General features: G+C 62.8%; 28 protein-coding genes, 1 other RNA gene and 1 pseudogene. 16 read left to right on the forward strand and 14 right to left on the reverse strand.

Annotated features, from left to right (window positions below):
* Positions 1–171 precede the first annotated feature (171 nt).
* Positions 172–957, forward strand: a complete 786-nt coding sequence (gene cobF, locus NKG99_RS05905) for a precorrin-6A synthase (deacetylating) (protein WP_352865194.1) — start codon at positions 172–174, stop codon at positions 955–957.
* Positions 958–981: 24 nt separating this feature from the next.
* On the opposite strand, the gene NKG99_RS05910 is transcribed toward cobF, so the two are convergent.
* The 4 genes from NKG99_RS05910 to modA form a co-directional block, all read right to left on the reverse strand.
* Entirely contained in the window at positions 982–1323 is a 342-nt protein-coding gene (locus NKG99_RS05910; protein ID WP_352865195.1) for a winged helix-turn-helix domain-containing protein, read from the reverse strand.
* An 81-nt stretch (positions 1324–1404) separates the two neighbouring features.
* Entirely contained in the window at positions 1405–2517 is a 1113-nt protein-coding gene (gene modC / locus NKG99_RS05915; RefSeq protein WP_352865197.1) for a molybdenum ABC transporter ATP-binding protein, read from the reverse strand.
* Positions 2514–3218: a molybdate ABC transporter permease subunit gene (gene modB, locus NKG99_RS05920; RefSeq protein WP_352865200.1), complete on the reverse strand. Its 705-nt coding sequence runs from the start codon at positions 3216–3218 to the stop codon at positions 2514–2516. Before modB ends, modC begins: the two co-directional genes overlap by 4 nt.
* A 25-nt stretch (positions 3219–3243) precedes the next feature.
* Complete coding sequence (gene modA / locus NKG99_RS05925; protein WP_352865202.1) at positions 3244–4035, reverse strand: molybdate ABC transporter substrate-binding protein; 792 nt, start codon at positions 4033–4035, stop codon at positions 3244–3246.
* Between modA and NKG99_RS05930 the strand changes: the two genes are divergently transcribed.
* Positions 4034–4267 carry a TOBE domain-containing protein gene (locus NKG99_RS05930; RefSeq protein ID WP_352865205.1) on the forward strand — a complete coding sequence of 78 codons (234 nt, stop codon included), beginning with the start codon at positions 4034–4036 and terminating at the stop codon, positions 4265–4267. The two genes, modA and NKG99_RS05930, sit on opposite strands and share 2 nt — an antisense overlap.
* Positions 4268–4288: 21 nt before the next feature.
* Here the strand turns inward: NKG99_RS05930 and NKG99_RS05935 are convergent, their stop codons facing one another.
* From NKG99_RS05935 to NKG99_RS05945, 3 genes are all read right to left on the reverse strand, one after another.
* Positions 4289–4684, reverse strand: a complete 396-nt coding sequence (locus NKG99_RS05935; protein ID WP_127328913.1) for a hypothetical protein — start codon at positions 4682–4684, stop codon at positions 4289–4291.
* 26 nt (positions 4685–4710) lie between these two features.
* The gene (locus NKG99_RS05940) at positions 4711–5505 is read right to left on the reverse strand and encodes a thymidylate synthase (protein WP_352865600.1); all 795 of its coding nucleotides are present in this window, start codon (positions 5503–5505) and stop codon (positions 4711–4713) included.
* Between the two features lie 245 nt (positions 5506–5750).
* The gene (locus tag NKG99_RS05945; RefSeq protein ID WP_352865208.1) at positions 5751–6062 is read right to left on the reverse strand and encodes a DUF2853 family protein; all 312 of its coding nucleotides are present in this window, start codon (positions 6060–6062) and stop codon (positions 5751–5753) included.
* Between the two features lie 166 nt (positions 6063–6228).
* Here NKG99_RS05945 and ssrA point away from each other — a divergent pair.
* Together ssrA and NKG99_RS05955 are read left to right on the forward strand one after the other, a co-directional pair.
* Positions 6229–6586: a transfer-messenger RNA gene (gene ssrA / locus NKG99_RS05950) on the forward strand.
* 107 nt (positions 6587–6693) lie between these two features.
* Positions 6694–7248, forward strand: a pseudogene (locus tag NKG99_RS05955) (AAA family ATPase).
* 45 nt (positions 7249–7293) lie between these two features.
* Here NKG99_RS05955 and NKG99_RS05960 read toward each other — a convergent pair.
* On the reverse strand, positions 7294–8499 hold the full coding sequence (locus NKG99_RS05960; protein WP_352865210.1) for a multidrug effflux MFS transporter: 1206 nt from the start codon (positions 8497–8499) through the stop codon (positions 7294–7296).
* Between the two features lie 186 nt (positions 8500–8685).
* Between NKG99_RS05960 and NKG99_RS05965 the strand changes: the two genes are divergently transcribed.
* The 6 genes from NKG99_RS05965 (at position 8686) to NKG99_RS05990 (ending at position 11810) form a co-directional block, all read left to right on the forward strand.
* The gene (locus NKG99_RS05965; RefSeq protein WP_352865213.1) at positions 8686–9375 is read left to right on the forward strand and encodes a TetR/AcrR family transcriptional regulator; all 690 of its coding nucleotides are present in this window, start codon (positions 8686–8688) and stop codon (positions 9373–9375) included.
* Between the two features lie 118 nt (positions 9376–9493).
* Positions 9494–10030, forward strand: a complete 537-nt coding sequence (locus tag NKG99_RS05970) for an SspB family protein (protein WP_352865602.1) — start codon at positions 9494–9496, stop codon at positions 10028–10030.
* 12 nt (positions 10031–10042) lie between these two features.
* The gene (locus NKG99_RS05975) at positions 10043–10240 is read left to right on the forward strand and encodes a DUF4169 family protein (protein ID WP_352865216.1); all 198 of its coding nucleotides are present in this window, start codon (positions 10043–10045) and stop codon (positions 10238–10240) included.
* Positions 10241–10250: 10 nt separating this feature from the next.
* Positions 10251–10475, forward strand: a complete 225-nt coding sequence (locus tag NKG99_RS05980) for a ribbon-helix-helix domain-containing protein (protein WP_352865218.1) — start codon at positions 10251–10253, stop codon at positions 10473–10475.
* Between the two features lie 131 nt (positions 10476–10606).
* Positions 10607–10912, forward strand: coding sequence for a hypothetical protein (locus NKG99_RS05985; protein ID WP_352865221.1), 306 nt, complete (start codon positions 10607–10609; stop codon positions 10910–10912).
* Between the two features lie 16 nt (positions 10913–10928).
* Positions 10929–11810, forward strand: coding sequence for a sigma-70 family RNA polymerase sigma factor (locus NKG99_RS05990; RefSeq protein WP_352865224.1), 882 nt, complete (start codon positions 10929–10931; stop codon positions 11808–11810).
* A gap of 54 nt (positions 11811–11864) precedes the next feature.
* Here NKG99_RS05990 and NKG99_RS05995 read toward each other — a convergent pair whose 3' ends face one another.
* Positions 11865–15800, reverse strand: a complete 3936-nt coding sequence (locus NKG99_RS05995; RefSeq protein ID WP_352865226.1) for an AsmA family protein — start codon at positions 15798–15800, stop codon at positions 11865–11867.
* 130 nt (positions 15801–15930) lie between these two features.
* Between NKG99_RS05995 and NKG99_RS06000 the strand changes: the two genes are divergently transcribed.
* Positions 15931–16917, forward strand: a complete 987-nt coding sequence (locus tag NKG99_RS06000; protein WP_352865229.1) for a Dyp-type peroxidase — start codon at positions 15931–15933, stop codon at positions 16915–16917.
* Positions 16918–17037: 120 nt separating this feature from the next.
* Here the strand turns inward: NKG99_RS06000 and NKG99_RS06005 are convergent, their stop codons facing one another.
* Together NKG99_RS06005 and NKG99_RS06010 are read right to left on the reverse strand one after the other, a co-directional pair.
* The gene (locus tag NKG99_RS06005; protein WP_352633642.1) at positions 17038–17406 is read right to left on the reverse strand and encodes an avidin/streptavidin family protein; all 369 of its coding nucleotides are present in this window, start codon (positions 17404–17406) and stop codon (positions 17038–17040) included.
* A 168-nt stretch (positions 17407–17574) separates the two neighbouring features.
* On the reverse strand, positions 17575–18987 hold the full coding sequence (locus NKG99_RS06010; RefSeq protein WP_352865232.1) for an FAD-binding oxidoreductase: 1413 nt from the start codon (positions 18985–18987) through the stop codon (positions 17575–17577).
* A gap of 102 nt (positions 18988–19089) precedes the next feature.
* Here NKG99_RS06010 and NKG99_RS06015 point away from each other — a divergent pair, with 102 nt between their 5' ends.
* Together NKG99_RS06015 and NKG99_RS06020 are read left to right on the forward strand one after the other, a co-directional pair.
* Positions 19090–19569, forward strand: a complete 480-nt coding sequence (locus NKG99_RS06015; RefSeq protein ID WP_352865235.1) for a thioesterase family protein — start codon at positions 19090–19092, stop codon at positions 19567–19569.
* 240 nt (positions 19570–19809) lie between these two features.
* Positions 19810–20007, forward strand: coding sequence for a hypothetical protein (locus NKG99_RS06020; RefSeq protein ID WP_284271956.1), 198 nt, complete (start codon positions 19810–19812; stop codon positions 20005–20007).
* Positions 20008–20035: 28 nt separating this feature from the next.
* On the opposite strand, the gene NKG99_RS06025 is transcribed toward NKG99_RS06020, so the two are convergent.
* Complete coding sequence (locus NKG99_RS06025; RefSeq protein ID WP_352865237.1) at positions 20036–20515, reverse strand: Lrp/AsnC family transcriptional regulator; 480 nt, start codon at positions 20513–20515, stop codon at positions 20036–20038.
* A gap of 89 nt (positions 20516–20604) precedes the next feature.
* On the opposite strand from NKG99_RS06025, the gene NKG99_RS06030 reads away from it, so the two are divergent.
* Positions 20605–21507 carry an EamA family transporter gene (locus NKG99_RS06030; protein ID WP_352865240.1) on the forward strand — a complete coding sequence of 301 codons (903 nt, stop codon included), beginning with the start codon at positions 20605–20607 and terminating at the stop codon, positions 21505–21507.
* A 3-nt stretch (positions 21508–21510) separates the two neighbouring features.
* Here the strand turns inward: NKG99_RS06030 and NKG99_RS06035 are convergent, their stop codons facing one another.
* Complete coding sequence (locus NKG99_RS06035; protein WP_352865242.1) at positions 21511–22404, reverse strand: dienelactone hydrolase family protein; 894 nt, start codon at positions 22402–22404, stop codon at positions 21511–21513.
* 246 nt (positions 22405–22650) lie between these two features.
* On the opposite strand from NKG99_RS06035, the gene NKG99_RS06040 reads away from it, so the two are divergent.
* Both NKG99_RS06040 and NKG99_RS06045 read left to right on the forward strand, forming a co-directional pair.
* The gene (locus NKG99_RS06040) at positions 22651–22800 is read left to right on the forward strand and encodes a hypothetical protein (RefSeq protein WP_352865244.1); all 150 of its coding nucleotides are present in this window, start codon (positions 22651–22653) and stop codon (positions 22798–22800) included.
* 9 nt (positions 22801–22809) lie between these two features.
* Positions 22810–23241 carry a hypothetical protein gene (locus NKG99_RS06045; protein ID WP_352865246.1) on the forward strand — a complete coding sequence of 144 codons (432 nt, stop codon included), beginning with the start codon at positions 22810–22812 and terminating at the stop codon, positions 23239–23241.
* Between the two features lie 237 nt (positions 23242–23478).
* On the opposite strand, the gene NKG99_RS06050 is transcribed toward NKG99_RS06045, so the two are convergent.
* Positions 23479–25794: a glucose/quinate/shikimate family membrane-bound PQQ-dependent dehydrogenase gene (locus tag NKG99_RS06050; protein WP_352865249.1), complete on the reverse strand. Its 2316-nt coding sequence runs from the start codon at positions 25792–25794 to the stop codon at positions 23479–23481.
* Between the last annotated feature and the right edge of the window lie 161 nt (positions 25795–25955).

Genomic DNA, 25955 nt, shown 5'->3' on the forward strand with positions numbered 1-25955 from the left:
GAAGCTCCCTCTACTGGAATGCCTGCATGACCCTAGCTGTTTCAATCCAGCGTTTCAAAGCCTTCCGACCCTGTGGGCGTGTCAGCGCGGTCTGGACACGCACCAGCGCGGTCTGGACACGCACCAGCGCGGTCTGGACTAACAGGTTCCGATCGGGCAGGAGTTCGCCCCATGCGCAAGCTTCTCGTCATCGGCATCGGCGCCGGCAATCCCGACCATATGACGGTTCAGGCCATATCAGGCCTGAACCGGGCTGATGTACTGTTCATCCCCGACAAGGGCACGAAAAAAGACGAGCTTGCCGAGCTGCGCCGCCAGATCTGCGACCGCTTCGTCACCAACCCGAAGTCACGCCGCGTCGAATTCGACGTGCCGGTGCGCGACCTGCCAGTAGAAGATGGGCCTGCACCGTCCTATCGTTCGACCGTCGATGACTGGCATGAAGCCATCGCCGCGATCTACGAGAACCTGATCCGCGACGAGATTGCAGGGGATGGCTGCGGCGCCTTTCTGATCTGGGGCGATCCTTCGCTCTATGACAGCGCCTTGCGCATCCTCGAGCGCGTGCGCTTGAGAGGCAATGTCGCGTTCGAACTGGAAGTCATACCCGGCATCACCGCTGTCCAGTCGCTTGCCGCCAGTCACAAAATGGCGCTGAACCGGATCGGCGATTCCGTGCTGATCACCACCGGGCGGCGCCTGACGCAGGAAGGCTTGGCCGACAATGCCGACAGCACAGTCGTCCTGCTCGACGGCAAATGCGCCTTCAACACGCTGGACGACAAGGATGTCGTCATCCATTGGGGCGCCTATCTCGGCACGCCGGACGAGATTCTCATTTCGGGCCGTCTCGGTGATGTCGGCGCCGAGATCGAACGAGTCCGCGAGGAAGCCCGCCGGCAGAAGGGCTGGATCATGGACACCTACCTGCTGCGCAAGCCCAGTAGAGAGGATTAAGCCCTACTGCCTACTGCCTTGCCCTCACCCCGCATCAATCTCCGCCTGCAATGCCTCCATATGCGTCGCGGCCGCTGCAGCCGCCGCACGCTCAATGGCGCGGAAGCGGCTGACCACCGCAAGCCCCGCGGCCGTCAGTTGCGCGCCGCCGCCCTTGCGGCCACCGGTCTGCGCCGCCACCAGTGGCTTGCCGAACACCCGGTTCATGTCCTCGACGAGGTCCCAGGCGTGCTTATAGGACATTTCCATGCCGCGCGCGGCGGCCGAGATCGAGCCGAAGGCGGCGATCTGTTCCAGGAGCTCGATCTTGCCCGGTCCGATGCGCCCGTCGGGATCGAGATTTATCCGCAAGCTCAGCGACGGCATTTTTGCTCCTCCGCGATCACGCCTGATCCCATACTAGAATCTCCTTGGCGAAACCGCTATTCCAAAAAGACATAGCGATGATCATCCATCCACCTCACCTGGCAGCCCGGCGCTGGTGTTGGCCCGGTCGAAGCTCACCGTCTTGACCACCGCGAAAACCTTGCCGCCGAGATGAAGCTTCAGCGTGTGCCGCGACTGTTCGGTGATGCGGGCAAGCACGGTTGCGCCGTTGCAGTCGATGCCGATCTCGACCGCCGGGCCCTCACCGGGGCTCATCGCGGTAATGGTTCCCGGCAGGATGTTGAGCGCGCTGAGGCCTGCCGGATGTTCGGTGGCGATCATCACATCGCGGGCGCGTATACGGATGCGCACCGACGCCCCCGCCTTCATCGCCAGCCGCGGCACCCGGATCTCGCCTGCCGCCGAGCCGAGCACGGTCATGCCGAAAGTCTCGTCGTGACGCAGCACCCTGGTGTCCAGCACGGCACCGCCCTCGCCGCGTTCCTCCGCCGGCAGCAGGTCGAGCCTTTGCATCACCGCCTCGGTCGGACCGCTGGCGATGACATGGCCTTGCGCCAGCATCACCACGTCGCTGGCCAGCCGCGCCACCTCGGCGACGGAATGGCTGACATAGACGATCGGGATTTTCGTCTCGTCGCGCAGCCGCTCGACATAGGGCAGGATCTCGGCCTTGCGCGCCTCATCGAGCGAGGCCAGCGGCTCGTCCATGAGCAGCAATCCGGGGCTGGCTAGCAGTGCCCGGCCAATTGCCACACGCTGCTTCTCGCCGCCCGAGAGCTTTGCCGGTCGCCTATCCATGAGCGGGCCGATGCCGAGCAGGTCGACGACGGCATCCATATCGGCATAGCGCTCCGCTGGCGGCGTGAACCAGCGGCCGTAACGCAGATTGCCGGCAACACTCATATGCGGAAACAGCCGCGCATCCTGGAACACCATGCCGATGCGGCGCTTGTGCTTCGGCACGAAAATGCCAGCATCCGTATCGACCATCACGCGGCCGTCGACCTCGATGCGCCCCTTGTCGGGCCGGATCAGCCCGGCGATCATGTTGATCAGCGTCGTCTTGCCCGACCCCGACGGTCCGAACAGGGCTGTCAGCCGTCCGGCGCTTTCGAAGCGGGCGACGATGGCAAAACCGCCCAGCCGATGGCCGATATCGACGAGAACGCTCATTCGATGTCCATCCGCCGGCCGAGACGCCGCGCCAACACTTCCGAGGCGACAAGTGCTGCCATGGAAATGACGATGGAAATCAGCGTCAGCCGCAGCGCCCCTTCATCGCCACCCGGCACCTGCGTGAAGGTGTAGATTGCCGACGGCAATGTCTGCGTCTCGTTGGGAATGTTGGAGACGAAGGTGATGGTCGCGCCGAACTCGCCCATCGCCTTGGCGAAGGACAGTATGGCGCCGGCGATCAGCCCAGGCAGGATCAGCGGCAAAGTAATGGTTGCGAAGACCCAGGATGGATTGGCGCCGAGCGTTCCCGCCGCCGCCTCCATCTTGCGGTCCACCGCCTCGATCGAAAGCCGGATCGCCCGCACCATCAAGGGAAAGCCCATGACGCCGCAAGCCAGCGCCGCACCCGTCCAGCGGAAAGAGAAAACAATGCCGAAATGCTCGGCCAGGAACGCGCCGACCGGGCCACGCCGGCCGAAGGTCAGCAGCAGCAGATAACCAGTCACCACCGGCGGCAGGATCAGCGGCAGATGCACCAGTCCGTTGAGCAGCGTCTTGCCCCAGAACTGTCCCCGGGCAAGCAGCAACGCGATCAATATGCCCGGCGGCAGGCTGGCGAGCATCGCCACCGTTGCCACCTTGATCGACAGCCGGACCGCATTCCATTCGTCGGGAGTGAGGTCCAGCAGCCAGTTCATAATGCGAGATGAAGCCCCTTGGAACTCAGTTGCTCGGCGCGAGCACGGTAAAACCCTGATCCTTGAACAGTGCGCCGGCCTTTGCCGACCGCAGGCATTTCAGGAAAGCCGGCGTATCCTTGTCCTTCGAATCGGCGGTCTGGGCAACCGGATAGATGATCGGCGGATGCGAATCCTCCGGAAAGGTGCCGACCACCTTGACGCCTTTTTCGGCATGCGCGTCGGTGGCGTAGACGATGCCAAGGGCTGCTTCGCCCGTCGAAACCAGCTTCAGCGCTGCGCGCACATTCTCGGCCTGCGCCACCTTGCCCTCGACCGAGGACCAGACGCCGAGCGATTCGAGTGCGGCCTTGCCGTATTTGCCGGCCGGCACCGCCTTGAAGTCGCCCATGGCCAGCCTGCCGTCGCCAATCAGCTTGGCGAGGTCAAAACCTTTCTCGATCTTGGTTTCAACCGCCGAGTCCTTCGGCGCCACCAGCACGATCTCGTTGCCGAGAAGCTTCACTTCGGTGTCCGGCTTGGTCAGCTTCTTGTCGGAGAGATATTTCATCCAGTCGAGGTCGGCCGAGATGAAGACGTCGGCTGGTGCCCCGCCCTCAATCTGCTTGGCCAGCGCCGAGCTTGCGGCATAGGAGACGGTCGCCGCCTCGCCGACATCGGCCTCGCAGGCCTTGTTCACCGCATCCAGCGCGTCCTTGAGGCTGGCCGCGGCAAACACCACCACCTTGTCTTCCGCGTGTGCTGCCGGCACTGCCATCAACGTCGCCGCCAAACCGCCAATGGCGATCGCCCTCAATCCAAAACCCTTGCGCGTCATGGAAAACTCTCCCTGGTTCGAAACCGATCGGCTCGAAGCCTGCCCACCGATATATCTGCATGAATATAACAAGGGAAGGCCCGGCAGCACCACTTCGCATGCCAGGATCGACATTGGCGGTGCCATCGTCACCGCGATCACCGACGAGTCCGTCGCCGATCTCGAGTTGGAGAAGGGCAAACAGGCCTATGCCGTGGACAAGGCCTCGAACGTGAGGGTCGGCATCGATTGATCGGCCACGTCTTAATAAGGTCTAGGCGGCAAGCCTATGAATCAAGGCATCTTCGACATAGATGCCATTGATGGTGTTATGTGAAAATCGCACCTCTCCTAGACCATCAACTCGCATGGCGATACCTAAGCCGGCGATGAGCCGGTCGTCCGCTGATGTGATCTTCACCTTGCTAAGATCTAAAATAGGTTCTTGAGGACGTGCCTTGCGCCAGTCGGCGGCAATGGTTGCTGCATCGAGATATTTCTTCTCAAGATCCTTTCGTGGACCTCGATAGGCGATGATCATGCGCCAATTGTCGACGTCACTGTTGTACAACCATAATGCGGCTGCAACTCCAAATCCCTTTTCATCAAGAGCCCGAATTAGGTTGATGCCGGCATCGATGTCGGTCCTTACCAACGATCCTGAAGCCATCTATCTTCCTTGCTCTTCGTCGACCGTCATACCGCGATCGGCGCCTTGATCGACGCATCGGCGACGTAGTTTTCCAGCCGGAAATCCTCGAATCGGAAGGCGAAGAGGTCCTTCACCTCCGGATTGATCCACATCGTGGGCAGCCCCCTAGGCGTGCGCCGCAGCTGTTCGCGCGCCTGCTCGAAATGGTTGGAATAGAGATGCGCGTCCCCAAGCGTGTGAACGAAGTCGCCGGGTTTCAGCCCGGTTACCTGCGCCACCATCAGGGTCAGCAAGGCGTAGGAAGCGATGTTGAACGGCACGCCGAGGAAGATATCGGCGGAGCGCTGATAAAGCTGGCAGGAAAGTCGGCCTTCCGAGACGTAGAACTGGAACAGGCAATGGCAGGGCGGCAACGCCATCGCCTCGACCTCGGCGGGGTTCCAAGCAGAAACGATCAGCCGCCGCGATTGAGGATTTTTGCGTATCTCATTGAGAATATTTGCAATCTGGTCGATCGAGCCACCATGACCATCCGGCCAGGAGCGCCATTGCTTGCCGTAGACCGGGCCGAGATCGCCATTCTCGTCGGCCCATTCGTCCCAGATCGAAACGCCGTGGTCGGTCAGGTATTTGATGTTGGTGTCGCCGGCCAGGAACCACAGAAGTTCATGGACGATCGACTTGAGATGCAGCTTCTTGGTGGTGGTGACGGGAAAGCCGCGTGCCAGGTCGAAACGCATCTGGTAGCCGAAGACTGAGCGTGTTCCGGTGCCGGTGCGGTCGCCGCGATCGGCGCCGCTGTCCAGCACGTGCTGCAGGAGGTCGAGATATTGGCGCATCGGTTCCGGCTCGATTCGAGATTTCACCAATAATAGCTCATGTGCGCGCTGACGCCACGCTTGTCTGAAGTCATCCCCATCTTCGCGGACGGGGCCGGGTGCGTGGAGACCTTTTCAGAATTCGCTCTGGCGAGTCGAATGGCCTGGTTTTCGAGAACCGGAGCGGAGCGTACTTAAAGTACATGAGCACCGGAAGCGCCGCAAACCGCGCTAGTCGGCTGCCAGAGTAGAATTATCAAAAGGTCTCAGAGGGAGCCGAGCTTGCCCAGGTCTTTCGCGACCAGGTAGTAAAAAGTCACCCGGCTCTTGGTGTTGTCAGCAGCCATTGCCTTGCAAGTCTTCTCGATTGCCGCATCGGCCTTCGCCGCGTCGCTGATGCCGAGTTTCTTGGCGACCCAGTTGTCCCTGACGCGCCCAAGCTCCTTCAGGTCGGTGCAGGATACCAGCGAGGAATCACGGTTTCTGAGCGCGATGCCCAGGTGCTTTACGATCTTTTCGACCGAATCCGCACTGGCACCAGCGTCGTATTTCTTCACGTCTGCAAGATAGTCGGCCATCAAAATTCCCCTCGTCGGCGCCACGGATCCGATCGATGAGGCTGTGGCGCTGCTGCAACTTGTGCCTTTAGGTCGGCTACTCCTCACCGTGGCAAAGCTTCGGTGGAGACCGCGCCCAAGTCAACCCTTTGGAGATGCGGTTTTGACGGGAACAAAGTGCCATTGCGGCCTTTCATTTCTTGCGATGGGTCACTATATTCGTCTTGTCGGCTTGACCGACTATGGCGATAAATGGGCGATGAAATAAGCCGTTCGGACCCGGGGGCGGTACCCGGCGCCTCCACCAAAAGCCGCTGTCGGCGACAGCGGTTTTTGCTGGGGGCGAAATAGGATCGACGAAGGTGTAAAGATCGTACTTTTGCCCGGCATGGTACCACCGTTATCGGGCTAAACCTGTAGTTGCAAATGACAACTATGCGGAAGCACGTCTCGCCGCGTAAGCGGTGCGATAGCTTCAATTCAAGCCCTAGGGGTTCGCACTTCTAGGCGGGGTTCGGAGGTACCTGGCAACAGAAACCTCCACTTCTCACTCCTCCTTCGATATGCGTCACGCGCAACGGCAGCTCCCAGTCCAGGCAAATCCTTGTGCGACCTGTCAGCCGCCGAGGCGCGGCACCTCGCGCGCCTCTCCATGGATAAATGCGGAAGCGATTCCGATCGATTCTTCATGCTGACCGGAGATCCAGGCTCCGGCAAGACCACCTTGATCGAGGCCTTGCGCCGGGCCGGCTTCCGTCGAAGCCGGGCGCGGCATCATCCGCGACCAGTCCGCCATTGGCGGACTCGCTTTGCCCTGGCATGATCGCACGCTATTCGCCGAATTGATGCTGTCATGGGAGATGCGCTCGTATCAAATTGCGCGAGAACAGACCGGGCGCCCTGTTTTCTTCGATCGCGGCGTGCCGGACACGCTTGGCTATCTCAGGCTGAGCGGCCTGCCGGTGCCCCAGCATGTCAGTTGCGCAGCGAAACGTTTCCGCTCCAGCCCGCCCGTCTTCGTCGCCCCGCCATGGCCGGAGATCTTCGCGCAGGATGAGGAGCGTAAGCAGACGCCTGATGAGGCCGTACGCACCTGTCATGCACTGGTCGGCGTCTATACGGAACGTGGCTACGAACGGTCCCGCTACCTTTGGCACCGGTCGAGGAGCGGTTGCGCTTCGTGCTCGCCGAGGCAGGATCGATATGAAAAAGGCCGGGGAGAACCCGGCCCTTTGTTTGGAATGGCGAGTGTTTATTCCGCCGGGGCCTGGACGGTTTCGCGCGAACGGCCGAGCGTGACCTTGGCCAGCGTGAACGAGATCACCGCGCACAGCGTGATGCCGGCCACCATCGGCAGCGGCGTGCCGTCGAAGAACACGCCGGCAACGCCCATGGCGAGTGCGCCGATGGCGAAATGCAGCGTGCCCATCAGCGCCGAAGCCGTACCGGCGATCTCGCCATGTTCTTCCATGGCCAGCACCGAAGTGGTCGGGATGACCAGACCGAGGAAGCCGTAGCCGACGAACAGCAGTGCCGCCATCACGTCGAGCCGGTCGATGCCGGTCGCCATCACCGCGAACAGCACCACCATCGTCGTTGCATAGCCGGTCACCGCGACGCGCACCACGCGCCGCAGGCCGAACCGCTCGGCCAGCAATCCCGTCATCTGCGACATGCCGATGAAGGCAACCGCATTGATCGAGAAGAATACGCTGTAGACCGAGGGCGACAGCCCGTAATGATCGATCAGGATGAATGACGAACTCGACAGATAGACGAAGAAGCTCGCGATGCCGAAGCCGGCGATCGCCGTCAGGCCGAGGAAGTTGCGATCACCCATCAGCAAGCGATAGCCCGACAGCGCGGTGCCGAAGGAGGATCCGGCGCGGTCTTCCACCGGCCGCGTCTCCTTGAGCGAGGTTGCCAAAAGGATGGTGGCCAGCAGTGCCGCGCCCGTCACCGTCCAGAACACGGCGCGCCAGCCGAAATTCTCGATGATCTGGCTGCCGGTCAGCGGCGCCAGGATCGGCGACACCGAAAACACCAGCATCAGCAAGGACATCAGCTTGGCGGCCTCATTGCCGGTATGCAGGTCGCGAACGATGGCGCGCGGAACGGCCATGCCGGCGCTGGCGCCAAGCCCTTGTAGGAAGCGGAAGGCGATCAGCCATTCGATGGTCGGCGCCATTGCCGACCCGATGCCGCCGACCATGAACAGCGCAAGGCCGCCATAAAGCGGCAGCTTGCGGCCGACCATGTCCGAGATCGGCCCGACGACGATCTGGCCGAAGCCCATCGACAGGAAGAAGATCAACAGGCTCATCTGCACGGAAGCGGTGCCGGCGTTGAGATCGGCGCCGATCGACGGCAATGCGGGCAGATACATGTCGATGGCGAACGGGCCGATGGCGGACAACAGGCCGAGCACGACCGCTATGCGGAGGAATTTGGGACTCATGATATAGGCTTCTTTCAAGTCTGGTTGCCGCCGCGGGCGACGTCTAACCTTAGGACGTTCCATCCCATGAGATTCCGACACCCAAGAGCGAATTTTATTCGTCTCAGCGGGCGAAATCTCTTTATGTTATGTCCACAAATTTAGACAGTCTTGTCTAATTCGTCAATCACCTCTATATAGATTTTTATGAAGCTGCACGTTTCTCCTGACACTTTCCCGCCACGCGGCCATGAGGCCAAGCGTTTGTCGATCGTCGATTCCGCGGCTGCCGTGTTTTGCCGCGAAGGGTTCGCCGGCGCCAACATCGATCTGATCGCCGCCGAGGCCGGCGTCTCGCGCCAGACCATCTACAATCATCATGGTGACAAGGAGAAATTGTTCGTCGCGATAGTTCGTGATCTGACCGAACGCTGCAATGCCGGCATCTTCGCCACCATCGCCACCTTCCCCGATCAGCCCAAGGATCTCGAAGCGGATCTGATCGGCTTTGCCGTGCGCTTGAACCAGAACTGCATCTGCAGCCGCGACGGAAAATTCCTGCGCAAGCTGATCCAGACCGAAGGCGAGCGCTATCCCGAACTGTTTGCAGAGTGGCGCGAACAGGGACCGGGCAGGACATGGCCGGCGATCGCCGCCCGCTTTGCCCGCCTTGCCTATGGCGGTTACCTCGCGATCGAGGACCCCGATGTGGCGGCACGCCAGTTCCTTGGCCTCGTCAATGCCGAACTGCAGACGACCTTCATGCTTGGCGGCTCGCCGAGCGAGGAGGAAGTTGTGCAATCCGCGACGAATGGCGTGCGCACCTTCCTGCGCGCCTTTGGCAAGCGCCGCTCCACGACACCGGTTGAAAAGCAGACCGCGCTCGCCAGCGTCTGAACGATCAAATCGTTGGCAATAGTCCTCGTCTCGGTGCGGTGGGGGTCTATATCAGGTTTACGCCGCCCTAAAGCTTGATTACAGCTATGCGGACGATTCAATGGAACCCTACCGTCACATGGCCGACGACCACATCCGCTATGACATTCTGGCCCAGGAGGCGTTGCGCGGCGTCATGCGCAAGGTCCTGGCCGAAGTCGCGCGCACCGGCCTCCCCGGCAACCACCACTTCTTCATCACCTTCCTGACCGGCGCGCCGGGCGTGCGCGTGTCGTCGCGTCTGCGCGAGCGCTATCCCGAGCAGATGACCATCGTCATCCAGTTTCAGTATTGGGACCTGAAGGTGACCGACACCGGCTTCGAGGTCGGCCTGTCCTTCTCCGACGTGCCGGAGAAACTCGAAATCCCGTTCTCGGCCGTGCGCGGCTTCTATGATCCCTCGGTCAATTTCGAGCTCGAATTCGACGTCAAGACGGACGGTGCGGCCGAGGAACCAGCCGCTCAAGCCTCGCCCGAGCCATTGACTATCGTCTCCGAGAAAAAGCCGAAGGCCGAGAAGAAGGCCGCCGCCGAGGCGGAGAAGAAGCCCGCGGCGGCGGACGCCGCCACCAAGGGCGCCGAAGTGGTCTCGCTCGACGCCTTCCGCAAGAAATAAGCCAAGCTCGCCATGGCCGAAATCATCAACCTCCGCCAGGCCCGCAAGCAGAAGGCGCGGGGCGAAAAGGTGCGCGTTGCCGACCAGAACCGGGCGTTGCACGGCCGTTCCAAAGGTGAGAAGCAACGCGACCACCTGATCGCCGACAAGGCCGAAAAATTCGTCGCTGGCCACCGCCGCGAGCCATCCGGCGGCGAAAACGAACAATGAGCGCTCTGCCGTGAGCGCGGTCGAAAAGCGCTCGGTGACCATTCGCGGCCACCGCACCAGCTATTCCCTTGAAAAACCTTTTTATGACGACCTCGTCGCGATCGCGGCGACCAGAAAGCTGACGCTCGCCGCCCTTGTCGCCGAGGTCGACGAGACGCGGCCCCGCGACACCAACCTGTCCTCGGCGCTGAGGCTCTATGTCCTGGGCTGGGCGAAACGCAGCGCGGACGTCTAACTGCGGCAGGGCGTTCCCAGGCAGGCGCACCCGCAATTATTTTCCCGGGCATCCCGAATCCTTTGGCTTCGCCGCAACGTCTCGGACATGAGCGGCCTGCTGGGCGCGGGCAATCAAGAGGAACAACTTCGATGAAACGCCACCTGATACGCTACAGGACGAAACCGGAACGGGCCGACGAGAATGAACGGCTGGTCAAGGCCGTGTTCCACGAGCTGCGGGAAAAATCGCCGGAAGGCGTTCGCTACATGACATGGCGTTCCGACGACGGGACCTTTGTCCATCTGGTCGAGACGGAAACCGAGGCCCATGCCGACATCATCACCGGGTTGGCGGCATTCGAGGCCTTTCAGAATGGCATCAGGGATCGCTTGATCGAACGTCCGCAGCGCGAGGAAATGACCGTGGTGGGCAGTTACCGTATGCTCGACCAGTAACGGCGAACAGAGGCGCATGAACATTCCTGGCGAGATCCGCGAACCTTTTGACCGCCTGTTCGGCGAACTGCGTCCAAAGCTGCACCGCTATTGCGCCCGCATGACGGGCTCGGTCATCGACGGTGAGGACGTGCTGCAGGACGCCCTGGCCAAGGCATTCGAGGCGCTGCCGAATGCCGGCCCGATCGCCAATCCTGAGGGCTGGCTGTTCCGCATCGCCCACAATGCGGCGCTCGACTTCCTGCGCCGGCGAGCCCGTGAAAAGACTTTTTCCGATGAGGACCCGGACATGATCGTCGACCCGGCAAACCCCACCGTCGACCGTCAGGCCGCGGCGGCCGGCCTCCATACCTTCATGCGCCTCCCTCTCGCGCAGCGAAGCAGCGTCATCATGATGGACGTTCTGGGCTATTCACTGCAGGAGATCAGCGCCACGCTCGACATCAGCATCCCCGCCATCAAGGCGGCCCTGCATCGCGGCCGCGGCCGGCTGCGTCGGTTCGCGGACGAACCTGACGACCGCCCTCTCCCCAAGCTGAGCGCGGCTGAGCGTCTGTTGCTCGACGCCTATATCGATCGATTCAACGCCCGAGACTTCGACGCCGTGCGCGACATGCTGGCCGATGAGGTGCGGCTGGAGCTGGTGGCAAGGACGCGGCTGAATGGTCGCCAGGAGGTCGGCACCTATTTCCACAATTATTCCCAGGTGCGGGATTGGCGCTTCGTGCCGGGCTTCGTCGAAGACAGGCCGGCAGTCCTCGTCCGTGACAGCGACGATCCAGCGGCGCGGCCATCCTATTTCATCCTGCTGGCCTGGCAGGACGGCAAACTCCTGACCGTCCGGGATTTCCGCCACGCCCGCTATGTGGCGGACGGCGCGCAACTGCTCGTTCTTTGAAACGATTTCGGGCGGAAAGGCCTTCCCTACTGCCTACTGCCTACTGCCTACTGCCTACTGCAGTGACTTCAGCAGATTGTCGATCGTGAACGGATTGGATTTCGGCTTGGCCGGCGGCGGATTGCCGTTGGCCTCCGGCAGTGGCGCACGCTCCACCTTGGGAGGCTGCTGCGCGGCTTTGCGTTCGGCCTCGAGCCTTGCCTTTTCCTGCGAGACCACATGCATCGCCTCTTCCACCTTCTGCCGCTCCTGCTCGGCCTGCGCCTTGGCCGCCTCGTCGGCGGCCTGCCGTTCAACAGCGGCCTTGGCGTCCGCATCCGCCTTGGCTTTGGCGTCGGCATCCGCCTTGGCCTTCGCCTCGGCGTCGGCCCGAGCTTTGGCGTCGGCCTCGGCTTTGGCCTGAGCCTCAGCTTCGGCCTTCAGCCGCGCTGCTTCCTCCTGCTTGCGCAATTCCTCGGCCGCCTTGTCACGCTCGTCCTGCAGCGCCGCGTAGTAGCGTACCTCGCGCCGCAGCCGCTGCTTTTCGAGCAGTTCGGCCTGCATTGCCTCGACCCGCTGCTGCTCCCTTTCCAGCGCGCGCTGAGTCAGGAACTGCGCCAGCGGCTCGCTGTCGAACTCTCGTTTCACCGCGCCGAAGGGCCCCTCGGCGGTGAAATTCACCGTCGGCTCGGAGCCGACCAGGGCGTCATCGCCCGGCCGATAGGCGATCGTCCCCTTGGCGGAAACCATGCTGGTATTGAGATCGGCCGTGATGTCGGCGGACAAGGTCGCCGCCGGATTTTCGAGGTTGACCGGCGGTGCCCTGAGCATACCGCCGGCAACCGTGAAGGCGATATCGGTATCCTTGGCGGCAAAACTGCCATCAGCGGCAATTTCAGGCGCAAAGCCGGCGGTCTTGGCCGCATCGATGTCGCGCCCGATCGCATCCGCCTTGGCGAGGAATGCACTGAACGCATCGGGATTGACGCCGGCGACCTGCAAGCCCCTCAACGCCGCCGTACCGGAGCCTGACAAGGCGGCCACCATTCCTTCGACCGATTTGCCGCTGCTTGACAGCGCCGCCGAGAAATCGCCATTGCCGCTGATGCCGGCATCCGGCAGCATGGTCGCCAAATCGGCGCCAGCCAGTTTCATCTGGCCGGTGAAAAGTCCGGTGCCGTCATTGTTCTTCAGCTCGAACAGGCCGGTCAGCGCCCCGCCCAGCAATTTCGCCTTGAGATCCGAAACGCGGATGCCTTCCTGGTCGAGCTTGAGCGAAAAGGCGGCATCATAGGCGGTCGCGAACCGGCCGGCGGCAAGCGCTGCCGTCGTCAGGTCGAGATCGGCGGTGAACGGCAGATTGGATTTCTGGCTGAACGGTGTGGCCGGCCACGCCCCACTCTTATCGGTTCCTTCCTTGTCGGCAAGAAAGGCGGAATCGCCGAACAGCGTCACCGCCATCGGATCGAGGTCGAGTTCGTCGAGCACCAGCGCGCCGGCCAGATGCGGCATACCGTCCTTAACGTCGACATTGACGTCGCCGGACACCGCCGCTTCGTTGATGGCGCCGCTGAGTTCGTCCAGCACCAGCAGACCGTTGCCATAGTCGCCCTGCGCCGAGAGCGACGTCGACATGCCGGCACCCATGCCTGGCAGGCCGATGCCTGATGTCATCAGCCATGGTTCGATGTCGGCGGCATCGAGGCTAAGCTTGCCCTTGGCGGCGAGGCCTTGCGGGGTATCGGCGATCGTTCCCTCAAAACCGGCCTTGAAGTCATCGCCGGCAAGGCTGAAACTCGTCGCCAGGCCGCCGCCAAGCGTGCCCTTGGCCTGGATGTCCGTGCTTGCCTCGCCCAGCATGCCAAGCGGCAGCGCCGGCAGTCCGTAGAGCGCCAGCAGCGCGGTGGCGTCAGGATTTTTAGCGTTGAAGGTCAGCGCCACCGGAGCTTCGAGAAGCTTGTCCACCGCCCCCTTCCCCGACAGCGACGCGGAAAAAGCCGAGCCGCCGGCCTTGCCTTGCCCGCTCACCGCCAGGCCCGAGGTGCCGTCGCCATTGTCCGCCGCACTCGCCACCAGGTCGACGCGCGCATCCTGGAACAGCTCCGGATAGGCGGCGGCACGGCTTGCCAGTCCTTTGAGCACGGCGCTGTCGGGATAATGCTGGGCGGCGACATCCATCAGTGGCTTCAGGTCGACGGCAACCACCGAGGCGTCGAGCTTGCCGGTCGGGCGTGCCGGGAAATCCTTGATCCTGCCGGTGGCGCTGATCGAGGCGCCGGCCAGCCCGCCCACCGACAGCCGGTCGATTTCGAGCAGCCCGTCGCGCAGCCTCAGTGCGGTATCGACCGTGTCGGCGGTCAGCCCGCCGGCGCTGACCGGACCGGCCTTGATCTGGAAATCGAGGTCGCGGTCGGCAAAGCGATTGGCACCCTTGTCGCTGACGAAGATCGAGGCAAAGGCCGCCAGCCCGTCGACATCGAGTTCGCCGCCTTCGAGTCGCATCAGCACCGACGGCTTGGCATCGTCAGGCTGGCTAGCATCGATGCGGCCGGAAAACTTCGCCTTGCCCAGGATCAGTTCGAGATCACTGAAGGCCTGCCGCTTTTCCGAGAGGTCGACCTTGGCCTTGAAGCCGGCGGCGGGCAAACGGCGGATCGCCTCGTCGACGTCCTTCGACAGCCACGCTGCAAAACCCGAAGGTTGCGCCACGGCGAGCAGCAACGAGCCGTTGAAGCCGAAATGGCCCTCCACGTTGAGCAAGAGCATGCCATCGGCTTCCAGCGTGGTGCGACCGGGCAAGGTCGCGGCAAGCGATTTCACCGACCAGCCGCCATCGACCGGCTCGGCGGACAGATGAACGTCGCGCACCGTGGTGTCGCCGGCCACCACCGCTGGCAGCTTGACCTCGACGGTACCGGGAATGGTCGGCTTCGGCATATCGAGCAATGCCTGCTCCAGCCCCGCAATGCGCTGATCCAATGTCAGCCCGGCACCAGCCTGCGCACCCACCGCCTCGTCGAGCTGCACCTGAGCGCCACTGGCTTCGATGGCAAACCTGGGCTCTAGCCCGAGATCGACCGAGGCCTTGCCGTCGGCGGTGTAGGGGTTGTCGAGCGGCCCGGTCTCGAATCGAAATTCGTCGACGCCCAACTTCTGGTGGTCGAGCGAAAACTTGCCGTTCAGCCGAAAGCCCGGATCGGGCTTGCCGGCGCTGACCTTCGTCTCGCCATCGGTGCCGCGCAGCTCGGCGCTGTTCTTGTCGGCGCCATTCTTGTCCGGATTTGAGATCTTGAACTGGCCGGAATAGACGGCAGCCCCATTGACGATACCGGCATTGCCGTCGGTCTCGATGACCAGCGGATAGGCGTCCGGATCGGCCTTCAGCCGAAGCCGCATCTGCCCTGTGCCTTCGGCCTTGCCGGTGGACGCCGCGACCGTGGTGCGAAGACCATCCAGCCGCAGCGTGCCGTCCATGCGCCACGGGCCAGCCAGCGACTTGGCCGAGATGGTCGAATTTATCTCGGACATCAGATGGCTGCGGCCGCCGGCGGCATGGCGCAGTTCGACCTGACCTTCGGTCACTGTCAGCTTTTCGATCGAGATCTGGTTGAGGTCGAAGGGCGAGGACGGCCGCATCGCCCAGTCGACCGTGCCGTCATTGGCAATATCGATGGTCGCTTTCGGCCGCACCAGCCGCATGTCGAAGATCAGCACTTCACCGCGCAGGAAGGGCGCCAGTTCCGCATCCATCGAAAACGTCTCGACGGTCATGGCCGGCTGGCCGTTGGGGCCACCGGCGACGGCGACATTCGCGAAGGTCACCGACGGGAACGGCAACAGCCTAGCCGTGGCGTCGCCCCGCACGGTCACCTTGCGGCCGAGAATGGCGCTCGCCTCGCGTTCGAAATCGGCGCGGTAGCTGGTCCAGTCGACAAAATACGGCACCACCAGCGCCGCACACAGCACCAGCACAAAAAGGCCACCGAAGATCACGAACAGGCGAGCGAGCATCAGCTCCGAACGGGTTGATTGAAATTCTGCCGCACTCTACCCGCATCCGCGTGTCGATAAAGAGGCAAATCATCCAGTGTTGCCTGATGTCCGGTGATCTGAAACAAATCCCGGCAAAGCGGAGATTCGAATGTCTGGGAAGAACTGGGACCGGGTGCCGATCGATGCGCAGAGCGTCGACGCTCCGCTGTCGCTTTCGGCGGTCTTTCTTGTCGTCACTGTCGTCAGCGAACAGAGCGCGCTCGCCAAGGTCGCCTCGGTGCTCGGCGAACTTGATGACCTGGTGAAGACCGTCGGGTTCCGCGACCTCTCCGGGCGACTGTCGTGCATAGCGGGCATCGGCCGCGATCTCTGGGACCGTTTCTCTCCCGATCGGCGCCCGCTCGAATTGAAACCGTTCGCGCCGATCAAGGGAGCCGTTCATTCGGCGCCATCGACAGCGGGCGATCTTCTCTTCCATATCCGGTCCGAACGCCCCGACATGTGCTTCGAGTTCGAACGCATTCTGCTCGACAGTCTCGGTGACGGCGTGACCGTCGTCGATGAAGTCTCGGGCTTTCGCTATTTCGATGCACGCGACCTGCTCGGCTTTGTCGACGGAACCGCCAACCCGACCGGCCTCGATCTGCCGGCCTCGGCACTCGTCGGCGATGAAGACGCCGAATTCGCCGGGGGCAGCTATGTCGTCGTGCAGAAATATCTGCACGATCTCCAGGCGTGGGCACGGACCCCGACACCCCTCCAGGAAGAGATCATCGGCCGCACCAAGATCGACAACATCGAAATCGACGATGACGCCGCGCCGCGCAAGTCGCACAAATCGCTCGCCACCATCGAGGATGCCGATGGCAACGAATACGACATCCTGCGCGACAACATGCCCTTCGGCCGGCCGGGGCAGCAAGAGTTCGGCACCTATTTTATCGGCTATTCCAGATATCTCTGGGTGATCGAGAAGATGCTTCAGCGCATGTACATCGGTGAGCCGCCGGGCGCTTACGACCGCCTGCTTGATTTCTCGACGCCGCACACCGGCACGACATTCTTCGCGCCAACTCGCCCCATGCTGCAGACACTTGTTCAGGGCGCGCAGGAGAAGCCTGCGGCCGCACGCTAACGCTCCGGGATTTACTTCCGCTTTGGGCGCATGCGAACATAGTCGACACCCGCTGCTGGCCCTACCGCGATGACCAGAGCGGCGTCGTGCGAGGCCAAATGGCTTCGCTGGCCATTGGGACTAGCTTCTTTGGAACGTGTCCGCGCTGGTCGACATCGAACGCCACCAATTCAGTTTTTCGATTTTCGCAGGTTGGCCCTCGCCGCTGGCCTTAATCGCCGCATCCGAGACGACAAACCACAAAGTCTCCATTTTTCCCTCCCGAAGGAGGCCGGTATAAGAGACGATTGCATCGCCGACTGGCGTTTTCCCGCCGCCGGCAAAGCTAATGCAGTCACCGCGGTGCACGCCCAAAATCGGAATTTCCTGGCCATGGAACCCGCTATCCGTCAGCGCGGTTCGAAACGATCCCGATATGCGATTGTCCGCATCATCGGTGATTTCGACAATGGACCCGTATTGATTCTTCCAGACGCCTTTCCAGTTCATGGGCGACCGCTCCGCTTTGACGATGTTCCGTTGGTTGCCGCAACGTGAAAGCTATGAATCGGTTCCGAAGGTGGCGGACCGTTTCGGACCTCGCAGTGCGGCCGATCTCGGTTCCATCGTTGCCCGGTCGTAATGAGCCGTATGTGAACCTTGCGTCGGAGGACTCGCCTAGTTTCCCGGCAATATCTTGCCCGGATTCATGATGTTCAAGGGATCGAGCGCCTGCTTGATGGTGCGCATGATGTCGACGCCGTGGCCGAGCTCGTGGCGCAGGAAGCCGATCTTGCCCTGGCCGATGCCGTGCTCGCCGGTGCAGGTGCCATCCATGGCGATCGCCCGCATGTTGAGCCGCGCGACGAATTTTTCCGACAGCGCGATCTCCTTCGGATCGTTCACGTCCATCAGCACCAGCACGTGAAAATTGCCGTCACCGGCATGGCCGACGATCGGTGCGATCAAGCCCATCTCGGCGATGTCGGCTTCGGTTTCCATGACGCATTCGGCAAAGCGCGAGATCGGCACGCAGACGTCGGTCGACAGGCCCTTGGCGCCCGGCCGCAGCGTCAGCGACGACCAGTAGGCGTCGTGCCTTGCCTTCCACAGTTTCGTCCGTTCCTCGGCGACACTGGTCCACAGGAACGGCCCGCCGCCATTCTCCTCGGCGATCATGCCGAAAGTCTCGGCCTGCTCGGCAACCCCGGCATCGCTGCCGTGAAACTCGACGAACAGGCACGGGCTCTCGGGATAGTCGAGCTTCGAATAATTCTTCATCGCCTGCATCTGCAGCGCATTGACCAGTTCGATGCGCGCCACCGGAATGCCCATCTGGATCGTCGCGATGACCGCGTTGCAGGCCGCCTCGACGCTCGGAAACGGGCAGACTCCGCCGGAGATCGCTTGCGGAATGCCTTGTAGCCTGAGCGTCAGCGAGGTGATGATGCCGAGCGTGCCTTCCGAGCCGATCAGCAGTCGCGTCAAATCATACCCGGCCGAACTCTTTTTCGCGCGCTTGCCGGTCGTCACCGTTTCGCCGTCGGCCATGACTGCCGTCAGCGACAGCACGTTCTCGCGCATCGTGCCGTAACGCACCGCGTTGGTGCCGGACGCCCGCGTCGCCGCCATGCCGCCGAGTGAGGCATTGGCGCCCGGATCGATCGGAAAGAACAGGCCGGTGTCGCGCAGATGCCGGTTCAGATCCTCGCGGGTGACGCCGGGTTCGACCGTGCAATCGAGATCCTGCGGATTGACCGCCAGGATGCGGTTCATACGCGACGTGTCGACCGATATGCCGCCGCCCGGTGCGTTGGTGTGACCTTCCAGCGACGAGCCGACGCCGAAGGCGATGACCGGCACGCGGTGCGCGGCGCAGGCGCGCACGATCTCCTGCACCTCGGCGGTCGTCTCGGGAAAGGCCACGCCGTCCGGCGCCTGCGTCGGAATATAGGTGGTGGTGTGCGCGTGCTGGGAGCGGATGGCCTCGCCGGTCTGAAAACGTTCGCCCAGCCGCTGCTTGAGGATGCCGAGCACCGCAGCGATGCCTTCCTCGTTGCGTTCGACCGGATTGAGGTCGCTCAGAGCCATGAATTCCTCCGCGAATGGACCAGCGTCCACCCTTGTTGTGCGATTATGGATGCGTAGTCTTACCCGCCATGCTCTGTCCAGCGCCAGCATAAGGAAGTTTCGATGCCCATTTCCGCCCCCTTCGTCTCCCGACCGATGGACATCGAGAAGGATTGGATCGATTACAACGGCCATCTCAACATGGCCTATTACAACGTGCTGTTCGACCGCTGCTCGGACGACGCCTTCGACATAATGGGCATGGGGGCGAACTATGCCAGGGACCGCCGCCTCACGATCTATACGGCCGAAGTCCATGTTTGCTACGTGCAGGAGTTGCATCTCGAGCACAAGGTCACGGTCTCCTTCCAACTCATAGACCATGATGACAAGCGGCTGCGGGTTTACCAGGAAATCCGCCATGTCGACGGCTGGCTCGCCGCCACCTCCGAATCGCTTTCGCTGCATGTCGACATGTCCGGACCGAAGGTAGCGCCCTTCCCCGCCGATGTGCTTGCCAAGGTCGAAACCATGCGCGCCGCCCACTCGGCACTGCCGATGCCAGAGCGCGCCGGCCGCTCGATCGGCATCAAACGCAAATAGGGGCGAAGCCGACACCCATCCCGTTCCGGGCTTCAAAGCACACCGACAATCTAAAATCGCGGAACCTTCAAATCGGCTGGCAGCGGTGCTTGAAGCGGCCCCGCGCCCGCGTTAACCTTACCGAGGTTTTAACGGGAACAAAGCCAATTGAGCCGTTGAACGACTCAGCGGAGCGGTTGAAAACGGTCCGCACAGGGTTGCGATGCGGGCGGCGCGGCGAAGCCGGTTCGAGGGAAGTGCATGAAAACCGACATCAAGGTCGAGGTGGACAGGCTGGCCGCCGATCCGCGCATCACCGACTATGATTTCTGGCGCTCGCTCAAGAACGTCGACAACGAGATATTCCACATTGCCAACAACAACGAACCGATCCCGTTCGACATGATCCGCTGGCGCACCATTCTGAAGCGCGCCCGCCTGAAGCGCGGCCACGCTTAAACCTTCGAGCCGACCAATCCCTGCCTGCTTAAACCGTACGCTTCACCGCTGCCAGTGGTGAGCGCGCCACCACCGGCGACGACTGGATGATCGCCGTATTGGTCATCGCGTAAGGGATGATGCGATCGATCACCCGTTCGAGTTCGGCCACCGAGCCGACATGCGCCAGCGCGATGAAACAATCTTCGCCGGTCACCCGGTCGCATTGTGCGATCTCAGGCAGATCGCGGATGATCTCGGCCACGACGGCCAGTTGCCCCGGTACCGGACGGATGCGCAGCCACGCCGACACCGGCAGGCCGAGTGCCGCGGGATTGATCCTGACCGAATAGGCATCGATGACCCCGCTCTCCTGCAACCGCTTGATGCGCTCGGCCACGCTCGGCGCCGACAAGCCGACCGAACGCGCAAGCTCCGCCGTGCTGATGCGCGCGTCCTTTTCCAGCAAGCGCAGGATTTTCATATCCGCGGCATCGAGGTCGGCGCTTTCAATCCGAAGGCGTTTCATGGAAAGATCCTTGCTTCCGTGAGGATACCGGCTGGAAAAGCCAATCATCACCCATATGAACAGGCAAAACCGCCTGCGATACTGATCCGATGGATGATCAAACGCAAGCTCCTGCGGCAGACCCCGCTGTTGCCGGCCTTCCCTTCCGCAGGCTGGCGACAACACTGCCGCCGCATGTCTGGTTCGGCGTCAGCGCCGTCTTCCATTATCTCGGGCCGGCATTTGCCGTGCTGCTTTTCCCGCATGTCGGCGTGCTCGGCATGGCCTGGCTGCGCATCGCTACCGCCGCCCCGATCTTCGCACCAATGACCCGTCCATGGCGAACGCTCGTCCGCGCCGATCGCTCGACCCGGCTGCGGTTGCTGGCCTTCGGCGCCTGCCTGGCGGTGATGAACTGTTCGTTCTACCTGGCGCTCGACCGCTTGCCGATCTCGCTGGTGGCGGCGATCGAATTCGTCGGCACCATCGGTGTCGCGGTGATCGGCCTCAAGACCCCGCGCAATCTCGCCGCCCTTGCCGTTGCCGTCGCCGGCACCTTGCTGCTCATCGACGTCAAATGGTCGAGTGATCCCCTTGGGCTGTTCTGGGCCTTCCTCAACGGTACTCTGTTTGTCGGCTACATCGTGCTCGGGCACCGCATCGCCGCTTCCGGCGCGGGCGGCGGCATCGCCAGTCTTGGTGCCGCCATGGCGATCGCTTTCATCATCGTGCTGCCGATCGGCTTCAGAGATGCACTGCCGGCCTTTTTCTCACGGCCGCTGCTGCTCGCCGCCGTCGGCGTCGGCATCTGCTCCTCCGTCATTCCCTACATCTGCGACCAACTCGCCATGTCGCGGCTGCCGCGCGCCAGCTTCGCGCTGATGCTGTCGCTACTGCCGGTCACCGCGACGCTGATCGGCGTCATTGTGCTGCGCCAGATTCCAAGCCCCACCGATTGCCTCGGCATTGCGCTGGTGGTCGCCGGCGTCGCCTTCCACAAACCAGCCCGCTGAAAGCTACGCCAGCTTCTCCTTCAGGAAGGCGATCGTGCGTCCCCAGGCGAGATCGGCCGCTTTCTTGTCGTAGCGGGCGGCCGAGGTGTCGTTGTTGAAGGCATGGTTGGCGCCTTCATAGACATAGACCGTGTATTCGACATGCGCGGCGTCGAGCGCCTTCTTGAAGGCATCGATGCCGGCATTGATGCGCTCGTCCAGTCCGCCATAGTGCAGCAGCAAGGCCGCCTTGATGTCAGACACATCGGCGGCGTTCGGCTGCATGCCGTAATAGGCGACGGCGGCATTGAGATCGGGCGCGTTGACGGCAAGCATGTTGACCGTGCCGCCGCCCCAGCAGAAGCCGACGGCACCGACCTTGCCGTTGCCGTCCTTGTCGCCCTTGAGGAAAGCGACAGTCGCTACACCATCGGCAATGGTCTGCGCCGAATCGAGCTTGGTGAACATGTCGCGCGCCTTGTCCTCATCGGCCGGAGTGCCGCCGAGCGGCGACAGAAAATCCGGCGCCAGCGCCACGAACCCTTCCAGCGCCACGCGTCGCGCCACGTCGCGGATATGCGGGTTGAGTCCCCTGTTTTCATGCACGACGATGACCGTGCCGAGCTTGCCCGCCTGATCCGCCGGCTTGACCAGATAGCCCTTCATCTCGCCAGCGCTGCCGGGATAGCTGATGTCCTCACCCTTCACCCGCGGATCGTTGTCGGCGACGATTGCCGCCTGGGCGGAATTCGCCCCCAGAAGCGGCGCGATCGCCGCCGCCGCCGCGCCCGATCCGGCAAGCCTGGTCAGTTGCTCCATGAAGCGGCGGCGATCGAGCGTCAGATGCGTGTATTCGTCATAGGCATCGATCATCGCCTGAGTGATGGCGGGCTTGGTGTTGGCTTCGGCTTTCGTCATGGATGCGCTCCTCGGCTTCGGAAAGTCTCGTTGCGGCGCAAGATAGGGCCGAGACCTGCATGGTCCAGTCACGGTTGGGTGACGGTGCTCACCCGAAAGCCTTGATGCGGCAGAACCCGCTGCAATCACATTTTGGTCATTTTCGACAATCTTGATGCTGCTGCCACAATGTTAGGGAAGCTGCCGGCGGCGGTCTCGTCCCTGCCCTGCATCTGCACTCATTCCGACCAAGAAGGAACAACACCCATGACCTTCTCCACCCCGATCCTCGCCACCGTTTTCGTGCTCGCCGCTGCCTCCCTGCTGGCACTGCGCTCGGCCGCTTCCACCAGGCGATCGATGATCAGGGTCCGCGGTAATCAGCGCCAGCCTGCATCCAAGAAAACCCAAGGTTGAGGTCAGACCATGAACGTCCAGGATATCGTCAACACCGTCTCGCAGAAAGCGGGCCTCGACCAGGCGACGACGGAGAAAGTCGTCGGCACCATTTTCTCGGTGCTCGAACACGAGGCGGAAGGCACCAGCGCCTCGGCGTTTTTCGCCAAGATCGCCGGCGCTGATGATCTCGCCCACCAATATGACGTCATGGCCGCCGCTCCGGCCGGGGGCGGCTTCCTGTCATCGCTGCAGGGCGCAATTGGCGGCGTTTTGGGTGAAAAAGCCGGCGCGCTGGTCAACGGCCTCGCCGCGCTCAAGGCATCCGGCCTCGATTTGGCGCAGATCCAGAAGGCCGGCGAAATGCTGGTCCAGCAGGCCGAAGCAGCCGCCGGCCCTGATCTCACCAACCAGGTGCTCGGCTCGGTGCCCAGCCTGAAGAGCCATCTCGGGCTTGGCTGATCGTTTCGCTACTGACGCCGCGTAGCGCTGCCCCTCATTGCCCTGCCGGGCATTTCTCCCCGTATAGCGACGGGGAGAAAGACGCTTTCATCGATGGTTTCGTCAATCGCCAGCGCTGCAGGAATTGCCCCTTCTCCCCGTCGCTATACGGGGAGAAGGTGGCGGCAGCCGGATGAGGGGCGGCGCGATGTTCCGAAAGATCGCCCGTGCAAAAGCTGACCTCTCAGAAACAATCCCCTACTTCGGCAGCGCGTAGGCCATCACATAATCCCCCGGCTTGGTGCCGACCGAACCGTGGCCGCCGGCGACGATGACCACGAACTGGCGACCGTCGGCGACCGTGTAAGTCATAGGCGTCGATTGCCCGCCGGCCGGCAGCCGCGCCTGCCACAGTTGCTTGCCCGATGTCAGGTCATAGGCGCGCAGATAGTCGTCGACCGCGGCCCCCAGGAAGGCGACGCCGCCGGCGGTGATCATCGGCCCGCCGATGCCGGGCACGCCGACCTTCAGCGGCAGCGGCAGCGGCGTCATGTCGTAGACGGTGCCGTTGCGGTGCTTGTAGGCGATGGTGCCGGTCCTGAGATCGGCGCCCGCGACATAGCCCCAGGGCGGCGCCTGGCAAGGAATGCCGAGCGGCGACAGGAATGGTCCCATCACCACCGCATAGGGCGCGCCCTCGTTGCGGTTCAGTCCCTGCTCGCTGCCGCGCCCCTCGTCCGGCGGCGGTACCTGATCGCGCGGAATGAGCTGCGACTTGAACGCCAGATAGGTCGGCATGCCGAACAGCACCTGCCGGACCGGATCGACGGCGACGCCACCCCAGTTGAAGGTGCCGAAATTGCCGGGATAGATCAGCGAGCCCTGGACGGAAGGCGGTGTGTAGCGGCCCTCATAGCGCAGGCCCTGGAATTCGATCCGGCAAGCCAACTGGTCGAACATGGTGAGACCCCACATGTCGGCGCCGGTGAGCGGCTTCGGCATGAAGGTAAGATCCGAGACCGGCTGCGTCGGCGATGTGTGGTCGCCCTCGATGGCGCCGCCGGGCGCCGGCACTTCGTTGACCGCGATGACCGGCTCGCCGGTTCGGCGGTCGAGCACATAGAGGTCGCCCTGCTTGGTCGGCCCGACCAGTGCCGGCACCACCGTGCCGTCGGCCTTGGTGATGTCGATCAGGCTCGGCTGCGCCGGCACGTCCATGTCCCAGAGATCGTGGTGCACGGTCTGCCGCACCCAGCGCAACTGCCCGGTGTTGAGATCGAGCGCGGTGATCGACGACGAGAACTTCTCGACATTGGCGCTGCGCCCGGCGCCGAGTTGATCCGGCGTCTGGTTGCCAAGCGGCACATAGAGCAGGCCGAGCTTCTCGTCGGCGCTCGGCGTCGACCACATGTTGGGCGAGTTGGCGGTGTAAGTCTGGCCGGCCGCCAGCGGCGTCGTCTGGTCCGGATTGCCGGAATCCCAGTTCCATAGCAGCTTGCCGGTGGCAGCGTCGTAGGCGCGGATGACGCCGGACGGCTCCTGGGTCGAATAATTGTCGTTGACCGCGCCGCCGACGATGATCTTGCCACCTGATATCAGCGGCGCCGAGGTCGAGTAATAATAGCCCGACTTCGGATAGGGCATGTTGGTCAGAAGGTTCAGCGTGCCGCCCTCGGCGAAGCTGGGGCAGACCTGGCCGTTGGCGGCGTCGAGCGCGATCAGCCGCGCGTCCGAGGTCGGCAGGTAGACGCGGGCAGCGCATGGCTGGCCGGCGGCGATGGCCGCATCGGCATAATAGGACACGCCGCGGCAAGTCTGGTGCTGGCGGTCCTTGTCGAGCTTGACCTTGGGATCGTAGCGCCATTTCTCCTTGCCGCTCGCGGCGTCGATGGCGATGGCGAAATTGTGCGGCGTGCAGATGTAGAGCGTGTCGCCGATCTTCAGCGGCGTCACCTGATAGGTGGTCTCGCCGATGTCGTCCGGACCCTTCACGTCACCAGTCTGGTAGGTCCACGCCGGTTGCAGCTTGGCGACATTGTCCGGTGTGATCTGGTCGAGCGGCGAATAGCGCTGGCCGAACTGCGTGCGGCCGTAATAGTGCCATTCGCCGGCCGGCACATTGTTACCGAGGTTGGCGTTGGGGATCACCTTGTCGGTGTCGAGTTCTCCAGCGATGTCCTTCGGATCTGCTGTCATCGAATAACCGGCGACGGCAAGCGATGCCAGCACGGCAAGGATGAGCGGCGCGCGCGCGTCAGGCCCGGCAAGACCACGCCTCGCCGACGGCGTCAGCAGCCATAGCGCCACCAGCACGATGATGCCGCCGCGGGGCCCAAGTTCCCACCAGTCGAAGCCGGTCTCCCAGACGGCCCAGGCCAGCGTGCCGAGCACGATCGCCGCGTAGAGCCACAGCGCGGTGGATCTGCGTCGGTAGAGCAGCCAGGCGGCGATCAGGAAGGCGAGGCCGGCGACGATATAGTACCAGCTGCCGCCCAGCGAAGCCAAGCGGATACCGCCGCCGCCGAGCGCCAGGCCTATGAGCAAGAGGACGAGGGAGGTGGTGGTGACAGCCAAGATGATACTCCTTCGACTGTTGCGCTTTGCGACGCCAAGGACAGCCCGACGCAATCGTTCCTGCCCAGGACACAACTTTCTCCTGACCGCCGCGCCTGTCAAGTTGGCCACACGCCATGGTGGCAATCCATCTTGCTTGTATCAGGGTTTCCAGCAGTCTC

The organism is Mesorhizobium sp. M1409 (assembly GCF_040317535.1).
Taxonomy (GTDB): Bacteria; Pseudomonadota; Alphaproteobacteria; order Rhizobiales; family Rhizobiaceae; genus Mesorhizobium.

Bases quoted from the DNA above. Each gene is read 5' to 3' on its own strand.
- NKG99_RS06040 (WP_352865244.1), top strand. From the start codon at position 22,651: ATGACCTTCTCCACCCCGATCCTCGCCACCGTTTTCGTGCTCGCCGCT.
- NKG99_RS05965 (WP_352865213.1), top strand. From the start codon at position 8,686: ATGAAGCTGCACGTTTCTCCTGACACTTTCCCGCCACGCGGCCATGAG.
- NKG99_RS05945 (WP_352865208.1), bottom strand. From the start codon at position 6,062: ATGGCCGACTATCTTGCAGACGTGAAGAAATACGACGCTGGTGCCAGT.
- modB (WP_352865200.1), bottom strand. From the start codon at position 3,218: ATGAACTGGCTGCTGGACCTCACTCCCGACGAATGGAATGCGGTCCGG.
- NKG99_RS06000 (WP_352865229.1), top strand. From the start codon at position 15,931: ATGTCTGGGAAGAACTGGGACCGGGTGCCGATCGATGCGCAGAGCGTC.
- NKG99_RS06005 (WP_352633642.1), bottom strand. From the start codon at position 17,406: ATGAACTGGAAAGGCGTCTGGAAGAATCAATACGGGTCCATTGTCGAA.
- NKG99_RS05995 (WP_352865226.1), bottom strand. From the start codon at position 15,800: ATGCTCGCTCGCCTGTTCGTGATCTTCGGTGGCCTTTTTGTGCTGGTG.
- NKG99_RS05960 (WP_352865210.1), bottom strand. From the start codon at position 8,499: ATGAGTCCCAAATTCCTCCGCATAGCGGTCGTGCTCGGCCTGTTGTCC.
- cobF (WP_352865194.1), top strand. From the start codon at position 172: ATGCGCAAGCTTCTCGTCATCGGCATCGGCGCCGGCAATCCCGACCAT.
- NKG99_RS06020 (WP_284271956.1), top strand. From the start codon at position 19,810: ATGAAAACCGACATCAAGGTCGAGGTGGACAGGCTGGCCGCCGATCCG.
- NKG99_RS05970 (WP_352865602.1), top strand. From the start codon at position 9,494: ATGGCCGACGACCACATCCGCTATGACATTCTGGCCCAGGAGGCGTTG.
- NKG99_RS05940 (WP_352865600.1), bottom strand. From the start codon at position 5,505: ATGCGCCAATATCTCGACCTCCTGCAGCACGTGCTGGACAGCGGCGCC.
- NKG99_RS06030 (WP_352865240.1), top strand. From the start codon at position 20,605: ATGGATGATCAAACGCAAGCTCCTGCGGCAGACCCCGCTGTTGCCGGC.
- NKG99_RS05975 (WP_352865216.1), top strand. From the start codon at position 10,043: ATGGCCGAAATCATCAACCTCCGCCAGGCCCGCAAGCAGAAGGCGCGG.
- modA (WP_352865202.1), bottom strand. From the start codon at position 4,035: ATGACGCGCAAGGGTTTTGGATTGAGGGCGATCGCCATTGGCGGTTTG.
- NKG99_RS06010 (WP_352865232.1), bottom strand. From the start codon at position 18,987: ATGGCTCTGAGCGACCTCAATCCGGTCGAACGCAACGAGGAAGGCATC.
- NKG99_RS05990 (WP_352865224.1), top strand. From the start codon at position 10,929: ATGAACATTCCTGGCGAGATCCGCGAACCTTTTGACCGCCTGTTCGGC.
- NKG99_RS06015 (WP_352865235.1), top strand. From the start codon at position 19,090: ATGCCCATTTCCGCCCCCTTCGTCTCCCGACCGATGGACATCGAGAAG.
- modC (WP_352865197.1), bottom strand. From the start codon at position 2,517: ATGAGCGTTCTCGTCGATATCGGCCATCGGCTGGGCGGTTTTGCCATC.
- NKG99_RS05935 (WP_127328913.1), bottom strand. From the start codon at position 4,684: ATGGCTTCAGGATCGTTGGTAAGGACCGACATCGATGCCGGCATCAAC.
- NKG99_RS05910 (WP_352865195.1), bottom strand. From the start codon at position 1,323: ATGCCGTCGCTGAGCTTGCGGATAAATCTCGATCCCGACGGGCGCATC.
- NKG99_RS05985 (WP_352865221.1), top strand. From the start codon at position 10,607: ATGAAACGCCACCTGATACGCTACAGGACGAAACCGGAACGGGCCGAC.
- NKG99_RS05930 (WP_352865205.1), top strand. From the start codon at position 4,034: ATGGAAAACTCTCCCTGGTTCGAAACCGATCGGCTCGAAGCCTGCCCA.
- NKG99_RS06035 (WP_352865242.1), bottom strand. From the start codon at position 22,404: ATGACGAAAGCCGAAGCCAACACCAAGCCCGCCATCACTCAGGCGATG.
- NKG99_RS06045 (WP_352865246.1), top strand. From the start codon at position 22,810: ATGAACGTCCAGGATATCGTCAACACCGTCTCGCAGAAAGCGGGCCTC.
- NKG99_RS06025 (WP_352865237.1), bottom strand. From the start codon at position 20,515: ATGAAACGCCTTCGGATTGAAAGCGCCGACCTCGATGCCGCGGATATG.